The sequence below is a fragment of the Lysobacter panacisoli genome (assembly GCF_009765165.1).
Taxonomy (GTDB): domain Bacteria; phylum Pseudomonadota; class Gammaproteobacteria; order Xanthomonadales; family Xanthomonadaceae; genus Lysobacter_J; species Lysobacter_J panacisoli.
Genome location: NZ_VLNU01000001.1, coordinates 135,343 through 150,949, shown reverse-complemented (window position 1 = coordinate 150,949; position 15,607 = coordinate 135,343). Strand labels below are relative to the sequence as shown.

General features: G+C 69.1%; 13 protein-coding genes. 8 read left to right on the top strand and 5 right to left on the bottom strand.

Annotation, left to right across the window (positions count from 1 at the left end; all coding sequences use genetic code 11):
- Positions 1-4 precede the first annotated feature (4 nt).
- Both nadD and rsfS read left to right on the top strand, forming a co-directional pair.
- Complete coding sequence (gene nadD / locus FOF45_RS00750; RefSeq protein ID WP_158982128.1) at positions 5-682, top strand: nicotinate-nucleotide adenylyltransferase; 678 nt, start codon at positions 5-7, stop codon at positions 680-682.
- Between the two features lie 40 nt (positions 683-722).
- Complete coding sequence (gene rsfS, locus FOF45_RS00745; protein WP_158982127.1) at positions 723-1,154, top strand: ribosome silencing factor; 432 nt, start codon at positions 723-725, stop codon at positions 1,152-1,154.
- Positions 1,155-1,208: 54 nt separating this feature from the next.
- On the opposite strand, the gene FOF45_RS00740 is transcribed toward rsfS, so the two are convergent.
- Positions 1,209-1,778 (bottom strand): N-acetylmuramoyl-L-alanine amidase, encoded by a 570-nt coding sequence (locus FOF45_RS00740; protein ID WP_425481946.1) that lies wholly within the window; start codon positions 1,776-1,778, stop codon positions 1,209-1,211.
- A 104-nt stretch (positions 1,779-1,882) separates the two neighbouring features.
- Here FOF45_RS00740 and FOF45_RS00735 point away from each other — a divergent pair, with 104 nt between their 5' ends.
- The 5 genes from FOF45_RS00735 (at position 1,883) to FOF45_RS00715 (ending at position 11,390) form a co-directional block, all read left to right on the top strand.
- Complete coding sequence (locus tag FOF45_RS00735; RefSeq protein ID WP_158982125.1) at positions 1,883-2,383, top strand: MOSC domain-containing protein; 501 nt, start codon at positions 1,883-1,885, stop codon at positions 2,381-2,383.
- Between the two features lie 31 nt (positions 2,384-2,414).
- Entirely contained in the window at positions 2,415-2,945 is a 531-nt protein-coding gene (locus FOF45_RS00730) for an alpha/beta hydrolase (protein ID WP_158982124.1), read from the top strand.
- A 1-nt stretch (position 2,946) separates the two neighbouring features.
- Positions 2,947-5,127 (top strand): bifunctional 23S rRNA (guanine(2069)-N(7))-methyltransferase RlmK/23S rRNA (guanine(2445)-N(2))-methyltransferase RlmL, encoded by a 2,181-nt coding sequence (rlmKL, locus tag FOF45_RS00725; RefSeq protein WP_158982123.1) that lies wholly within the window; start codon positions 2,947-2,949, stop codon positions 5,125-5,127.
- Positions 5,127-5,735, top strand: a complete 609-nt coding sequence (locus FOF45_RS00720) for a class I SAM-dependent methyltransferase (protein ID WP_158982122.1) — start codon at positions 5,127-5,129, stop codon at positions 5,733-5,735. The genes rlmKL and FOF45_RS00720 overlap by 1 nt, the downstream gene beginning before the upstream one ends.
- A 192-nt stretch (positions 5,736-5,927) precedes the next feature.
- Positions 5,928-11,390: a beta strand repeat-containing protein gene (locus FOF45_RS00715; protein WP_158982121.1), complete on the top strand. Its 5,463-nt coding sequence runs from the start codon at positions 5,928-5,930 to the stop codon at positions 11,388-11,390.
- A gap of 49 nt (positions 11,391-11,439) precedes the next feature.
- Here FOF45_RS00715 and FOF45_RS00710 read toward each other — a convergent pair whose 3' ends face one another.
- Positions 11,440-11,967: a hypothetical protein gene (locus tag FOF45_RS00710; protein ID WP_158982120.1), complete on the bottom strand. Its 528-nt coding sequence runs from the start codon at positions 11,965-11,967 to the stop codon at positions 11,440-11,442.
- Between the two features lie 191 nt (positions 11,968-12,158).
- Between FOF45_RS00710 and FOF45_RS00705 the strand changes: the two genes are divergently transcribed.
- A complete protein-coding gene (locus FOF45_RS00705) occupies positions 12,159-13,016 on the top strand; it encodes a pirin family protein (RefSeq protein ID WP_158982119.1) in 858 nt (285 codons plus the stop codon).
- 105 nt (positions 13,017-13,121) lie between these two features.
- On the opposite strand, the gene aqpZ is transcribed toward FOF45_RS00705, so the two are convergent.
- From aqpZ to FOF45_RS00690, 3 genes are all read right to left on the bottom strand, one after another.
- Positions 13,122-13,841 carry an aquaporin Z gene (aqpZ, locus tag FOF45_RS00700; protein WP_158982118.1) on the bottom strand — a complete coding sequence of 240 codons (720 nt, stop codon included), beginning with the start codon at positions 13,839-13,841 and terminating at the stop codon, positions 13,122-13,124.
- A gap of 225 nt (positions 13,842-14,066) precedes the next feature.
- Positions 14,067-14,516 (bottom strand): hypothetical protein, encoded by a 450-nt coding sequence (locus FOF45_RS00695; protein WP_233264015.1) that lies wholly within the window; start codon positions 14,514-14,516, stop codon positions 14,067-14,069.
- Between the two features lie 196 nt (positions 14,517-14,712).
- On the bottom strand, positions 14,713-15,573 hold the full coding sequence (locus tag FOF45_RS00690) for a pirin family protein (RefSeq protein ID WP_158982116.1): 861 nt from the start codon (positions 15,571-15,573) through the stop codon (positions 14,713-14,715).
- Positions 15,574-15,607 lie beyond the last annotated feature (34 nt).

The following is a 15,607-nucleotide window of genomic DNA, read 5'->3' as shown; positions in this document are numbered from 1 at the left end:
CGCGATGGCATTGCGCGTGTACTACGGCGGGACCTTCGATCCGGTGCATGCCGGCCACCTCGCGGTAGCGCGCGAAGTGCGCGACGCGCTCGACGCGCGGGTGTTCCTGGTGCCCGCGGCCGATCCGCCGCACAAGGACACGATCCACGCCGACGCCCTGATGCGCGCGCGCATGCTCGATCTCGCCGTCGCCGGTGAGCCAGGACTCAAGGTCGATCGTCGCGAACTCGGTCGAGAGGGCCCGTCGTACACCGCCGACACGCTGGCCGAACTGCGTGCCGAACTCGGCCCGGACGTGCCCATCGTGTGGATGCTCGGCGGCGATTCGCTGCTGCAGCTGCACACCTGGCATCGCTGGCGCGAGCTGTTCGACCACGCCCACGTGCTGGCGGTCGCCCGGCCGGGCTCGTCGCTGGATCCGGTCTCCGTGGCCGCGCATGCGCCCGAGGTCGAAGCCGAGATCGGCCCGCGCCGCCTCACGGCCGCCGAGCTGAATGGAGCGCCCGCGGGGGGATTCGCCGTGTTCCCGCTCGCGCGCGAGCGCCCGGAGTCCTCAACGGACCTGCGTCGCCGCATCGCGGGCGGTGAACCGTGGCAGGACGGGGTTCCGGCGGCCGTCGCCGAATACATCCGCCGCCACGGGCTCTATCGCGTCCGGGGCGTCACGCCGGCTTCGTTATAATCGGCATCGAAACCAGAGTCTTCACGAGAGCCAACGACCCTTGAGTACCGAAGCGCAAGTCATCAAGACCCGCCTGCCCAACCCGCCGCCGCCGGTGGACGCCATGCTGAAGACCGTGCATGCGGCAGTCGAGGAACTCAAGGCCCGTGATGTCATCGAGATCGATGTGCGAGGCAAGAGCAGCGTCACCGACTACATGGTGATCGCCTCGGGCACTTCCACGCGCCACGTGAAATCCATCGCGGACGAAGTGGTGAAGTTCGCCAAGAAGCTCGACGTCCAGCCGCTGGGCGTGGAAGGCGAGCGCGAGGCCGAATGGGTGCTGGTCGACCTGGGCGACGTGGTGGTCCACGTCATGCTGCCGCGCGTGCGCGAGTTCTACGCGCTCGAACGCCTGTGGACGGTCGGCGACCAGCCGCCGGACATGGAGGAAGACGAAGAAATCGAGACCCGCGCCGAAGGGCGCAGGTAACGGCACGCCCGGACCGACGACGGCGCCTGCGGGCGCCGTTTTCGTTTCTGGGACTCAGATCATCCGCTGCAACGGCACGCGCGACATCACGTGCGCCCACGGGAAGCGCGGACCCGGATCGCGCTTGCGTCGCACCTTCACGTCGGGATCGTCGGTGGCCGCGACTTCGGTGGTGTCCAGGTCCTCGTGCCCTGCGATGAACCGCAGCGAGGGCAGTTGCGCCTGCAGTTGCCGCACGAGCGCGATCAGCGCGTCGATCTGCGCCGGCGTGTAGGGCTCATCCATCGCCTGGTGCGAAGCCGCCAGCCAGTCGGGATAGCGACCGCGATTCACCAGCTCGACGCCGATCGCACGCGCGTTATAGCCGCGCACGTGGTGGGCGATGCGCTCGATCGCGACGTACTGGTGGACGCTGCCGTCGCGGTCCACGTAGTAATGGCCGCTGTTGCCGGTCTGCGAGCCTTCGTACAGGACTTCTTCGCCGAACCGGCGCGCCATCGGCAGGTCGGGCAGCTCGGTGCAGTGGACGACGATCATGTCGATGTCGCCCGTGTCGCGAGGATCGAGACGGCCCTGGTAGGGCAGGGGCTCGAAGGCGATGGGCGGGGCCGGCGGGTCGGGCAGCATGGGGCCGGATGCTACCATTCGCCCCTCCCGAGCCGCGCCGCGCCGGGACGTCATCCCCGGCCGCGCCGATGCCGCACGGTCCGACCCGCATGGAATCGCCCATGAAACTGCCTCCCGCCGACTCCGAGCTCGGCAAACTGATGGCCACGCTGCCGCGCGCCGGTCGCGTGGACTGGATCGGCCTGCGCCCGAAGCGTGATGTCGTCATGGACGAGGTCGATGAAGTCGTCGCCGAATCCGGCGGCGGCCTGGCCGGGGATCGCTACAGCGGCGGCAGCGGCAAGCGCGGCGTGACCCTGATCCAGGCCGAACACCTGCCCGTGATCGCCGCGCTGTCCGGCCACGACGAAGTGCGACCGGCCACGCTGCGACGCAACCTCGTGGTCTCCGGCATTCCGCTGGTCGCGCTGAAGGGACGCCGCTTCCGCATCGGTGAAGTGCTGCTGGAAGGCACCGACGACTGCGATCCGTGCTCGCGCATGGAAGCCGCGCTCGGCGCGGGCGGCTACAACGCGATGCGCGGCCACGGCGGCCTGTGCGCACGCATCATCGAAGGCGGCACGATCCGTCGTGGCGACACCGTCGTCGCCATCGCGGACTGACGTCGTCGTCGTTCAGAACACCAGGAAATCCATGAGCACGCGCGGACACTGCATTCTTTCACACGGCTTCGAGAGCGGCCCGGACGCCACCAAGGTCACGGCGCTGGCCGATGTCGCGCAGCGCCTGGGCTGGTCGCACGAGCGCCCGGACTACACCGACCTCGACGCGAAACGCGAGGTGAGCGAAGTCGGCGACGTGCACGCGCGTGTCGCACGCCTGCTCGCGCTGGCGCAGGATGCGGCGACGCGTGGACCGGTGGTGCTGGCCGGTTCCAGCCTCGGCGCTTACATCTCCGGACTGGTGTCGTTGCAGGTGCCGACGCTCGGCCTGTTCCTGATGGCGCCGCCGGTGCGTATGGGCGAAGCGCCGCGCCTGGAAGCGGCACGCGTGCCGACCTCGATCATCCACGGCTGGAACGACGAACTGATCCCCGCCGCCGAAGTCGTTGCGTGGTCGTACGCACGCAGTGCGCGCCTGTTGCTGGTCGACGACAGCCATCGCTTGTCGAACCACGTCGAAGCCAGCGCCGAGGCGTTCGCTTCGCTGCTGTCGGCGCTCTGACATGAAGTTCTTCGCCAGCTGCGGCAAGGGCCTGGAATACCTGCTCGCCGACGAGCTGATGGCGCTGGGCTGTGCGCGCGCGACTGCCGCCGTCGCCGGCGTGAACGTCGATGGCACGCTCGCAGACGCGCAACGCGCGGTGCTGTGGTCGCGACTGGCCAGCCGCGTGCTGTGGCCGATCGCCGAGTTCGACTGCCCCGACGAGAACGCGCTCTACGCCGGTGTCGCCGAAGTCGCGTGGCCGGACCATCTCGCACCCGGCCACACGCTCGCCGTGGACGCCCACGTGTCCGGTGAGGCGATCACGCACGCGCGTTACGCCGCGCAGCGGGTCAAGGACGCCGTGGTCGACGTGATGCGCGCGAAGACCGGCGCGCGTCCCGACGTGGACGTGGAATCGCCCGACCTGCGCCTGAGCCTGGTGCTGCGCAAGGGACGCGCGGTGTTGTCGATCGACCTTTCCGGCGGTCCGATGCACCGTCGCGGTTGGCGCACCAAGCAGGGCGAGGCGCCGCTGAAGGAGAACCTCGCCGCGGCGGTGCTGATGCGTGGCCAATGGCCGCGCGTGTACGCCGATGGCGGCGCGCTGCTGGATCCGATGTGCGGCAGCGGCACGCTGCTGATCGAAGGCGCGCTGATGGCCGCCGATGTCGCGCCGGGCCTGCAACGCCACGGCCATGCGCCGCCGACGCGCTGGCGCGGCTTCGACGAGGCCCAATGGAACACGCTGGTCGACGACGCGCGCACGCGCGAAGCCGCCGGCATGAACGCGCTGCGTCCCGCCTTCTTCGGGCGCGACACCGATCCCCATGCGATCCGCGCCGCGCAGGACAACGCCGTGCTCGCCGGACTGGCGGGTCTGATCGACTGGAAGACCGGCGACATCCGTTCGCTGCAGGCCGACGCGTTGCATCGCGAGAATGCCGAAACGCCCGCGCGTGGCGTGGTCGTATGCAATCCGCCGTATGACGCACGCCTGTCCGCCGATCCCGCGCTGTACCGCGCGCTCGGCGACGCGCTCAAGCGCGCCGTGCCGGAATGGCGCGCGAGCCTGCTGTGCGGCGACGCCGAACTCGCCTTCGCCACCGGCCTGCGCGCGCAGAAGAAGTACCAGCTGTTCAACGGTGCGATCGAGTGCACGCTGATCGTGTGCGATCCGGTCGCGCCGCCGCAGCGCAAGCGTGTCGATGAAGATGGCAACGAACAGGCGCCGACACTGTCGGAAGGCGCGCAGATGGTCGTCAACCGACTGCGCAAGAACCTGCGCAAGCTCAAGAGCTGGCGCGAGCGCGAGCACATCACCTGCTACCGCGCCTACGACGCCGACTTGCCCGAGTACGCGGCCGCCATCGACGTCTACACCACCGACGAAGCGACCCCGCGCACCTTCCTGCACGTGCAGGAATACGCCGCGCCGGCGGAAATCCCCGAAGCGGTGCAGCGTCGCCGCCTCAACGAACTGCTCGCCGCTGCGCGCGAGGTGTTCGGCGTCGAGCGCGAGCAGGTCGCGGTGAAGACGCGCTCGCGCGGCAAGGGCGGCAGCAAGTACGGGCAGATGGATTCGCGCGGCGAGCTGGTCACCGTCCGTGAAGGCGATGCGCGCCTGCGCGTGAACCTCTTCGACTACCTCGACACCGGCCTGTTCCTCGATCATCGCCCGATGCGCCTGCGCATCGCCGCCGAGGCCGAGGACGCGCGATTCCTCAACCTGTTCGGTTACACCGGCGCGGCGACCGTGCATGCGGCGGTCGGCCGCGCGCGCCTGACCACCACCGTCGACCTGTCGGCGACGTACCTGGAATGGTGCGCCGACAACCTGCGCGAGAACGGCATCGGCGGCACGCGCCATCGCCTCGTGCAGGCGGACGCGCTGACCTGGCTGGAAGCGGACACGCAGCAGTACGACCTGGTCTTCTGCGATCCGCCGACGTTCTCCAATTCCAAGCGCGCCGAGGACTTCGACGTGCAGGGACAGCACGTGCGCCTGCTGCGCGCTGCAGTGGCGCGCCTGGCCGATGGCGGCGTGCTGTACTTCTCCAACAACTTCCGTCGTTTCCGCATCGACGAGGACGCGATCGCGCAGTTCGCGCAGTGCGAGGAGATCACGCCGCGCACGATCCCGCCGGACTTCGAGCGCGACGCGCGCATCCACCGCTGCTGGCGTCTGACGCGGCGGAGTTGATGAAGCGGCGCGGCCACCGCTGGAAACGTCACCGCCTGCATGGTGCGTGGACGTTCTTCCGGCAGTGGCTGCGCAATCCGCTGCGCACGGCGGCAGTCGCGCCGTCGGGTCGCGAGCTGGCGGCTGCGATGATCGCCGAACTTCCGGACGACGCGCAGCGCGTGATCGAACTCGGCGGCGGTACCGGCGCGATCACGCGTGCGCTGCTCGCACGTGGCATCCACGGACGCGACCTGCTGGTGGTGGGGCTGAGCGAGGAGCTGCACGCACACCTGCACGCGCGCTTCCCGCAGGTGCGCGTGGCGCGTGGCGACGCGCGCGACCTGCCGGGCATCGCCATGCGCTGCGGTTTCCTGCGCGATGGCCCGGTCGATGCGATCGTCTCGGGCCTGGGGTTCCTGTCGATGAACTACGCCGAGCAGCAGGACATGCTGCGGGCCGCGTTCGCCTGCCTGAAACCCGGCGCACCGTTCATCCAGTTCACTTACGGCGCGCGTGCGCCTGTGCTCGAGGAAGTGGCACGCGACTTGCGATTGAACGTGCGCAAGGGCGCCTTCGTGCTGCGTAACGTGCCTCCCGCCACGGTGTTCGTCTATCGGGCGACATGATGCAACGCGTCCTTCATGCCTTCTCCACAGGACGGCAGGTAATCACGAGGCGGGTCATGACGCCGTCTGGACGAACGTAAGGGCCGCCTAACTGCAGCGCTCGTGCACGTCGCTCTGGCGACGCGCGGCGCGGCAACGCTCCGTCAGCCGGTGACGTGCCCCTTCCCGCACCGTAGCCGCTCGGAGTACGCCATGAACACGAAAGGTCGCCAGGGCCAGGGCCCGTGCGAAGCCGCAGGGTGTCACCACGCCACGAGCGCACGCGCGTCCGGATGGAGCGGGACGTTGCTGCTCCTGATCGCTGCATTCACACCGCATGACGTCGCCGCGCAGGTGGCCGATGGGACGCGCTTCTTCCAGGCCACCGGCCTGGCCGATGGGACCGACGATGCCGTCGCCATCGGGACCGAGGCGGTCGCGGCCGGCGCCGGCAGCAGTGCAGGCAACTCCGCCAGCGCATTCGGCGCCCACGCGCTTGCCACGGCTGATCGCTCCGTCGCGGTCGGCACGAGCGCGGTGTCGTCGGGCACGGACAGCGTATCGATAGGCAATGCCAGCCAGGCGTTGGGCGACCGTTCGCTGGCGATCGGCAGTGGAAGCCATGCCGTCGGCCCGGGCGACATCGCCATCGGCTACAACGCGCGTGCAGAAGCCGACAACAGTACGGTGCTGGGCGAAGGTGCGATCGTCGCCGCTGGCGCGGTGCAGTCCACCGCGGTCGGTGCCGGCGTCGCCGTGACCGCGGTGGAAAGCTCCGCCTTCGGTTACGGTGCGAGCATCACCGGCCTGCGCGGCACGGCGCTCGGCTTCGGTGCGAGCGTGTCGGCGCCGGATGCGGTCGCATTGGGCGCCGGTTCGATGGCCGACCGCAGCAATACGGTGTCCATCGGCACCGCGGGTGCGCCGCGCCAGATCGTCAACGTGGCAGCCGGCACCCAGGGCACGGATGCGGTCAACCTCGACCAGCTCACAGCCGCGGTGAACGGCGTGAACGGTGCCGGTTCTCCTTACTTCGCCGCCGACGGACTGAACGACGGCAGCGATAACGCGTCGGCGACGGGGCAGTTCAGCCTCGCCGCGGGCAGCACGTCCAGCGCCAACGGCCCGGGTGCCACTGCGCTGGGTTCCAACAGCACCGCCACGGGCGAGGCGGCCATCGCGGTCGGCGCGTTCGCCAATGCGGCCGCCGATCAGACACTCGCCGTCGGTACCGGCGCGCAGGCGACGGTGATCGGTGCACAGGCGTTCGGCATCGGTGCCAATGCCGGCGCGGACCGCAGCCTTGCGGTCGGCGGCGGATCGCAGGCGACTGGCGCGACGAGCATCGCGGTCGGCAACGAAGTGGTCGCCAGCGGACAGAGCAGCGTCGCGATGGGCTACCGCACGCAGGCCAGCAACACGCTGACCACGGCCATCGGCGGCTGGAACGACGGCAATGCGAATGGTGTCGTGGACGCCAACGAGATCACCGTGGCGTCGGGCCCGGGTGCGATCGCGATCGGCCCGGCGGCGCAATCGACGCAACAGGGGGCGGTGGCGATCGGTTCGAACAGCCAGGCCATCGCGCAGGCGAGTACGGCCGTGGGTACGGCTGCGCTTGCCACGGGGCTGGGCAGCGCGGCGTTCGGGTTCGATTCCCAGGCGACACAGCAGGCCGCACTGGCGCTCGGCGGCGGTTCGCGCGCGACCGCGACCAACAGCACGGCGGTAGGCACGCTGGCGCAGGCACAGGCGGGCAACACCATCGCCATTGGCTTCCGGGCATTGGCGGCGGCCACCGACAGCGTGGTGCTCGGCACCAACGCGCAGATCGCCGCGGCAGCCATCAACGGCATTTCGATAGGCAACAACAGCCAGGTGAATTCGCTCAACGGACTGGCGCTGGGTACGAGCGCGATAGTTGCCGCCACCGATCCCAGCGGCACCGCCGTGCAGAACGGGATAGCGATAGGCAACAACAGTCGCGCCAACAACTCAGACGCGACCGCGGTCGGCGCGAACGCCGTGGCCAACGGGCAGAACAGCGTCGCCTTCGGCACCACGGCGAACGCGCAGGGACCGCAGGCCAGCGCCATCGGACAGAACGCGCGCGCGATCGGCAGCAATTCGGTCGCGCTCGGAACCTCCGCACTCGCGCAAGGCAACGTGAGCACCGCGCTCGGACAGAACTCCACCGCGACCGGATCGCTCAGCGTCGCGCTCGGGCAGTCGGCCGACGCGACCGCGAGCGAAGCGCTGGCGGTTGGCAACAACGCGCAGGCGACTGCGGCGAATGCGACTTCGCTCGGACGCAGCGCGAACGCGTCGCAGCAAGGTGCGCTCGCGCTCGGTGCCGATTCGGCCGCCAGCGCCGTCGATGCGTTCGCCGGCGGACGCGGCAGCAGCGCGGCCGGTTCGGGCAGTATCGCGCTGGGCGCGGCGAGTTTCGCCGCCGGTCCCGGCGACACCGCCATCGGCCGCAACGCGCGTGTGAATGCCGACCAGAGCACCGCGGTCGGCGAGAACGCCACGATCGCCACGGGCGCACTGCAGGCATCGGCGTTCGGCGCGAACACGGCGGTGAACTCATCGCAGGGAACCGCGCTCGGATTCGGCAGCAGCGTCACCGCAGCCAATGCGGTCGCACTCGGTGCGGGCAGCGTGGCCAACCAGGCCAATACCGTATCGATCGGTACCGTGGGTGCGGAACGTCGCATCGTCAACGTCGCGGCAGGCGTCGCGCCGACCGATGCGGTCAACGTCAGCCAGCTCACTTCGGTCGTCGCCGGCAACACGCGCTACTTCAAGGCGACCGGGCTGGAGGATGGCACCGATGACGCGCAGGCGACCGCACCCAATGCAGTGGCTGCGGGCAGCTCGTCGATCGCGAGTGCGCAGTCGACGACGGCGGTGGGATCGTTCGCGATTGCCGATGCCGAAGCCGCCACCGCGTTTGGTGCGGTGGCGCAGGCGCGCGGACTCAACGCGCTCGCGGTCGGCGCCTTCGCCAATGCGAGCCAGGATTTCGCGCTGGCACTGGGCAATCAGGCGCAGGCGACCGCGGTGAGCGCGCAGGCGTTCGGCACGCAGGCCAATGCGAGCGGCGCCTCGAGCGTGGCCGTCGGTGGAAGCGCGAACGCGTCGGCACAGCGCGCCATCGCCGTCGGCAATTTCTCCAGCGCGCAAGGCGCCGATTCGCTCGCCATCGGCACGCTCGCGCAGGTCGCGCTTGCCGGCAGCCTTGGCGTCGCCATCGGTGACAGTGCGGCGGTCAATTCGGCCAACGGTCTGGCCGTCGGTGCCGACGCCATCGTCGCGGCGGTCGATCCCGGCGGCACGGCGATCAACAACGGCATCGCCATCGGCAACCACAGCCGTTCGAACAATTCCGACGCGACCGCAGTCGGTGCGAACGCCATCGCGAACGGCCAGAACAGCGTCGCCTTCGGCACCGCCGCGCAAGCGATCGGTCCGCAGGCCAGCGCCATCGGCCAGAACAGCATCGCGCAGGGCAGCAACTCGGTCGCGCTGGGCACGTCGGCGCGGGCACTGGGCAACGTCAGCACCGCGTTGGGGCAGAACGCCACGGCGACCGGCGCATTGAGCGTGGCGCTCGGCCAATCCGCCGATGCGACCGCGAGCGAAGCGCTGGCGGTGGGCAACAACGCGCAGGCGACGGGCGCGAACGCGACCTCGGTCGGGCGCAGCGCGAACGCGTCGCAGCAGGGCGCGCTCGCGCTCGGTGCAGACTCCGCCGCCAGCGCGGTGGACGCGCTCGCCGGCGGACGCGGCAGCAACGCGGCCGGTGCGGGCAGCATCGCGCTGGGCGCGGCGAGTTTCGCCGCCGGTCCCGGCGATACCGCCATAGGCCGCAACGCGCGCGTGAATGCCGACCAGAGCACCGCAGTCGGCGAGAACAGCACGGTTGCCGCCGGCGCATTGCAGGCGTCGACGTTCGGCGCGAACACGGCGGTGAACGCCTCGCAGGGCACCGCGCTCGGCTTCGGCACCAGCGTGGCGACGCAGGGCGCGGTCGCGCTCGGTGCGGGCTCGATCTCCAACCGTGCCATCGCGCCGGGCAGCGGTTCCATTCCGGCCGGTTCGGGCGCCGTTGATTTCGACACCACCGACAAGACGCTGCTCGGCGCGGTGTCGGTCGGCACCGACACCAGCTATCGGCAGATCACCAACGTCGCCGACGGCACGCAGCAGCAGGACGCAGTGACGCTGCGGCAGTTGCAGGGTGCGATCGGTTCGGTCACCAGCACCGGCACGATGTACTTCCATGCCAATTCGACGGCCGGCGATTCGCTCTCGATCGGCGCGGAGTCCATCGCGGTCGGACCGCTCACGGTGGTCAACGGCGACAACGGCATCGGCATCGGCAATGCGGCGACGGTCGACATCGCCGCGCCGGGCGGCATCGCGATGGGACGCCAATCGCAGGTGCTGCTGGCTTCGGGTATCGCGATGGGCACGCAGGCGCAGGCCAATGCGGAGCAGGGCGTCGCGCTCGGCGCGGGTGCCACGGTCGATCACGCATTGAGCGTGGCCATCGGTTCCGCGTCACAGACCAGCGTGGGTGCGCAGACGGGTTACACCGCGTTCGGCCTGGCGACGCCGCAGAATTCCTTCGGCGAAGTGTCCATCGGCAGCGCCGGTGCGGAGCGCAAGCTCACGAACCTCGCCGCCGGCAGCGCCGACACGGACGCGGTCAACGTCGCGCAGCTGCGCGCGGTGCAGATCACCGCCAACGACGCGCTGCTGTGGGATGCGGCCGCGGAAGGCGGCGCGGGCGCGTTCAGCGCGAACCATCTTGGCAGCGGGCCAAACAAGGTCGTGAACCTTGCTGCCGGTACGATCGATGCCGGCAGCACGGATGCGGTCAACGGTGGACAGATCTATGCGGGCTTGCAGCGACTCGCCGCGCATTTCGGCGGTAACTCGCTTGTCAGCGGCAACGGCCTGATCGATGCGCCGAGTTACGACATCGGCGGCAACGTGTTCAACGATGTCGGCAGCGCGCTGGCGGCGCTGAACAACCGGCTCGATTCACTCGGAGGAGGGGCGGGTGCGGATGGACGCTTCACCGCGCAGGACGCGACGCCGGCCAGTGCCAGCGGCACGCAGTCGGTCGCGGCGGGCAGCAACGCGCGGGCGAGTGCGGACAACAGCGTCGCGCTTGGTGCGAATTCGGTGGCTGATCGCGCCAACACGGTCTCGGTGGGCGCGGCTGGCAGCGAGCGCCAGGTCGCCAACGTCGCCGCCGGCACCGCGCCGACGGATGCGGTCAACGTGCAGCAGATGCAGGTGCAATCCACGGCCACGCTCAACCAGGCCAATGCCTACACCGACCAGCGCGTGAGCGAGATCGTCGCGCTGCCGATGCAGGCCATCGAAGACCTGCGCGGCCAGGTCGAGGACGAGTTCCGCCATACCGATCGCCGTATCAACCGGCAGGGCGCGATGAACGCGGCGATGGTCCACATGGCCTCGAGCGCGGCGAACATCCAGACGATCAACCGCGTGTCGGTCGGCGCGGGCTATGCCGAAGGCGAGGAAGCGATGGCCGTGGGCTACCAACGCCAGATCAATCGCAACGTGAACCTGTCGCTGGGCGCGGCGTTCAGCGGCAGCGAGCAGTCGGCCGGCGTGGGCATCGGCGTCGGCTGGTGAGACGGAAGGAAAGGGCCCGTTCGCACGGGCCCTTTCGCGGGTGTCGCGATCAGTCCTTCGCGACGCGTTCGATATCCGCGCTCGCTTCCGGCTGGCCGACCACCGGCGCGTTGCTTTCGAACACGCGTCGATAGGTCGCTTCGTCGATGCGCTGGATGCGGCCGATCGTGCACGGCTGTTCCAGGCCCGTGTGCACGGCGCTGACCGGGATCACCGCATCGCCAAGGTCGCCGCAGATGCGACCGTCGCTGGTGACCGGGTCGCTGATGGTGCCGGGATCGAAACCGCGCGCGGAACCGAGCGGCGAGGGACGCAGTCCTTCGCGGAAAGCGAGGTAGGGTTCGCGGTTGAGGTCGCGGCAGCTGTTCTTCAGCTCGATGTCGTAATAGCGCTTGCCCAGGCTCTTCACCACGAGCCGGTTGTCGCCGATCACGCCCCATTCGATGATGTCGCGGGTGACCAGGCAATCGCCCACGGGGCGGATCGGGGCGGAGCGTTCGACAGGGTCGCCGGCAAAGGAAGCGCCGATGCCCAAGCTCAGTGCGAGGGTCGACAGACGCAGCAACAGTGTCTTCATGACATCCCTCCGAGGTTGGGTGCCTGATCTGCAACGTCGATCCGGCGCGGTTAATCTGGCATGAACCCGCCCGGCTTCACTCGCGCCCTCCGACGTACGGTCGGGCAGCGTAACCGTCCGTTCCATGCGTGGCACTGGCCGCGGTGCCGCGCCGCCGCGACATTGCTGGGCAGACACCCCGGGAGATCCCCATGAGCCACGATTCCACCCGCTTCGCCCGCATCGGCCGCGCCATCCGCGGCATGCCGGCCTCCGACGGCGCCGGCGTCAAGCTCACCCGCGTGATCGGCACTGCGCAGCTGGAGATGCTCGATCCGTTCCTGATGCTCGACGAATTCGGCACCGACAAGGCCGAGGACTACCTGGCCGGCTTCCCCGACCATCCGCATCGCGGCTTCGAGACGGTGACGTACATGCTCGACGGCCGCATGCGCCACAAGGACAACCACGGCAACGAGGGCGTGCTGGTGCCCGGCAGCGTGCAGTGGATGACCGCCGGCCGTGGACTGGTGCATTCGGAAATGCCCGAGCAGCAGGAAGGTCGCATGCGCGGTTTCCAGCTGTGGGTGAACCTGCCCGCCAGCGAGAAGATGAGCCAGCCGCAATACCAGGAATTCGCGCCGGAGCGCATTCCGCAGCTGCAGCCGCAGGACGGCGTGCAGGTGAAGCTGATCGCCGGTCGCCTTGGCGATGTCGCCGGACCGATCCGCCAGCCGGCGACCGATCCGGTCTATCTCGACATCGAACTCGCACCCGGTACGTCGTGGGATTACGAACTGCCCGACGGCCACAACGCCTTCGCGTACGCGTTCGAAGGCGATGGCCAGATCGGCGACGGCGACGACGCGCGGCCGCTGGTCTCGCAGGAGCTGGCCGTACTGATCGGCGGCCCGGTCTTCCGCCTGCGCGCGGGTGCGCAGGGCGTGCGCGTGATCCTGGTGGCCGGTCGTCCGCTGCGCGAGCCGGTGGCGCGTTACGGCCCGTTCGTCATGAACACGAAGGAGCAGATCATGCAGGCGTTCGTCGATTACCAGGAAGGACGCTTCTGACGAGGCTCCGTCGCGGATATCGCGCGAATCGCAGCAACGAAAAGGCCACGCTGTGAGGCGTGGCCTTTTTGCATCCGCATCCGCGTCAACGCGACGGACTAGAGATCACGCGCGGTCTTCCTGGCCGAGCCAGCGGTAGATCACGCCGCCGAGCAGGCCGCCGGCGATCGGCGCGATCCAGAACAGCCACAGCTGCGAGATCGCGGTCGCGCCGGCGAACACCGCCACGCCGGTCGAGCGCGCGGGGTTCACCGAGGTGTTCGTCACCGGGATGCTGATCAGGTGGATCAGCGTCAGCGCCAGGCCGATGGCGAGCGGCGCGAAGCCCGCTGGCGCGCGCGGGTGCGTTGCGCCGAGGATCACGACGAGGAACATCGCCGTCATCACGATCTCGCACATGAATGCTGCGCCCACGTCGTAACCGCCCGGCGAATGCGTGCCGTAGCCGTTGCTCGCGAACGCACCGGCCGCATCGGGATTGACCACGAAGGTCGCCGTCCCACTGGCGATATGCCACAGGATGAAGCCGGCCAACAGGCCGCCCAGCACCTGCACGATCACATAGGGCAGCAGATCGCGCGCCGGGAAACGGCCGCCGGCCCACAGGCCGAAACTCACCGCGGGATTGAAGTGGCCGCCGGAAATGTGGCCCAGCGCGTAGGCGCCGGTGAGGACGGTCAGGCCGAAGGCGAGCGACACGCCGAGCAGGCCGATGCCGAGCGGATTGCCGTCGCCACCGAAGTTCGCCGCGAGCACCGCACTGCCGCAACCGCCCAACACCAGCCAGAACGTACCGATGAACTCAGCCGCGAGACGCTTGATCATGCTGCCTCCTCTTCTTCTCTGCGAAGTTGACGGATCAGCTCGGGCCAGACTGCCAACACCCACCCGAGCGGCGCTGTTGCAGTGTGTTTCGCCCCGCCGGTGGGCAGGGTCGGCCTATCTTAGGAGGGGCGCGTGAAGGCGCACGTCATCCGGGTGCGCGCGTGCTCGCCCGCGCGCACGCGAGCGCAGGGCCCGGCAGCTGGGCCGGGCCGTCGTGTTCGAGGATTACTTGCTGCTCAGCCGGGTGCCGGTGAAGCGGATCGACTGCGCCTGCGTCATCGAAGCTGCCAGCGCCGCCTTTTCGGCCTGGAACCAGATGTGCGCGGTGCGACCGTCGGCCAGCTCGACCAGCGTCTCGCGTACTTCGACGTTCGGCTTCATCGCCAGCTCGCCCTTGTACCAGTACATCGTCTGCCCATCGATCATGCCGGCCTCGGCGCGGTTGCCGCGCTTGGGCTCGAACGTCGCCTTGCGGGAGATGTACAGACCGAACGCTTCCGAACCGTCCGCGCGCAGGGCGCGGCAGAAGTCGGAATCGCCGCTGCTGCGGTTTTCCCAGGCCAGCCCCGAGTCGGCGGGCAGCTGCGGACAATTTCCCTGTTCCTGCGCCTGTGCCGCGCTGCCGATACCGGCAAGCACGAGCAGGGCCGACATACGCCATGCCGTCGTATTCACGACTAACCCCCTGTGGTGGTTTGCTGCGAAAACACCCCTACAGCCAGACCGGGGAACGTGACCGAATCGCCCGATCTGGAACGAACATAGTCCAGATTCCGGCACTTGACAAATAACCATCCTTAATAGGCGGATGGTCGGGCTTATGAATCGCGGTCCGCCATGCGACAGGCTTATGGAGCGGGGGCTGCGGGGCTCAGCGCTCGGGCAGCGGGATGAACTCGTCGTCGCCCGGCACCTTGCCGAAGCGCCCGTCCAGCCAGTCCTGCTTGGCCTGCTCGATCCGCTCCTTCGAACTGGACACGAAGTTCCACCACAGGTGGCGCGGGCCGTCGAGCGGCTCGCCGCCGAGCAGCATGGCCTTCACCGGCGTGCGTGCGCGCAGCTTCGGGCGGGTGCCGGGGTCTAGGACGATCAGGTGCATGGCCGGGATGTCGGCCCCATCGAGCTGGGCATCGCCCTCCAGGACATAGAGCGCGCGCTGCGGGTGGCTGTCGTCCAGGGCGAGTTCGGCGTCGGAGTCGAGATCGATGGCGACGTAGAGCGTGTCGGCATACACACGCACCGGCGATTCCTCACCATAGCCGCGGCCGGCGACCACGCGCAGCCAGCTGCCGTCGCGGCGTTGTTGCGGCAGGGAAGCAGCGGCATGGTGGAAGAAACCCGGTTCGGTTTCCTCGTCCGATTGCGGCAACGCGACCCAGGTCTGCATGCCGTGCAGCGGATTGGCGTGGTCGCGCAGCGACGCCGGCGTGCGTTCGGAATGGGCGATGCCGCGACCGGCGGTCATCCAGTTCACGTCGCCGGGATTGATGTCCTGCAGGCTGCCCAGCGTGTCGCGATGGGTGATGGTGCCCGACCACAGGAACGTCACCGTCGCCAGGCCGATATGCGGATGCGGGCGCACGTCGATGCCGCGACCGGGTTCGAACACCGCCGGTCCCATGTGGTCGACGAACACGAACGGTCCGACCGAACGCGCCTGGATGCTCGGCACCGCGCGCCGCACCTGGAAACCGCCGAGGTCGTGCACGCGTGGGGAAACGATGATGGTCATGTCGCGATCCTCGTTGGTTGCGGCAAGGGTGTCA

Coding starts and splice junctions, on each gene's coding strand:
- rlmKL (WP_158982123.1), top strand. CDS start 2,947: ATGAAGTTCTTCGCCAGCTGCGGCAAGGGCCTGGAATACCTGCTCGCC.
- nadD (WP_158982128.1), top strand. CDS start 5: ATGGCATTGCGCGTGTACTACGGCGGGACCTTCGATCCGGTGCATGCC.
- FOF45_RS00730 (WP_158982124.1), top strand. CDS start 2,415: ATGAGCACGCGCGGACACTGCATTCTTTCACACGGCTTCGAGAGCGGC.
- FOF45_RS00720 (WP_158982122.1), top strand. CDS start 5,127: ATGAAGCGGCGCGGCCACCGCTGGAAACGTCACCGCCTGCATGGTGCG.
- FOF45_RS00735 (WP_158982125.1), top strand. CDS start 1,883: ATGAAACTGCCTCCCGCCGACTCCGAGCTCGGCAAACTGATGGCCACG.
- aqpZ (WP_158982118.1), bottom strand. CDS start 13,841: ATGATCAAGCGTCTCGCGGCTGAGTTCATCGGTACGTTCTGGCTGGTG.
- FOF45_RS00715 (WP_158982121.1), top strand. CDS start 5,928: ATGAACACGAAAGGTCGCCAGGGCCAGGGCCCGTGCGAAGCCGCAGGG.
- FOF45_RS00710 (WP_158982120.1), bottom strand. CDS start 11,967: ATGAAGACACTGTTGCTGCGTCTGTCGACCCTCGCACTGAGCTTGGGC.
- FOF45_RS00690 (WP_158982116.1), bottom strand. CDS start 15,573: ATGACCATCATCGTTTCCCCACGCGTGCACGACCTCGGCGGTTTCCAG.
- FOF45_RS00705 (WP_158982119.1), top strand. CDS start 12,159: ATGAGCCACGATTCCACCCGCTTCGCCCGCATCGGCCGCGCCATCCGC.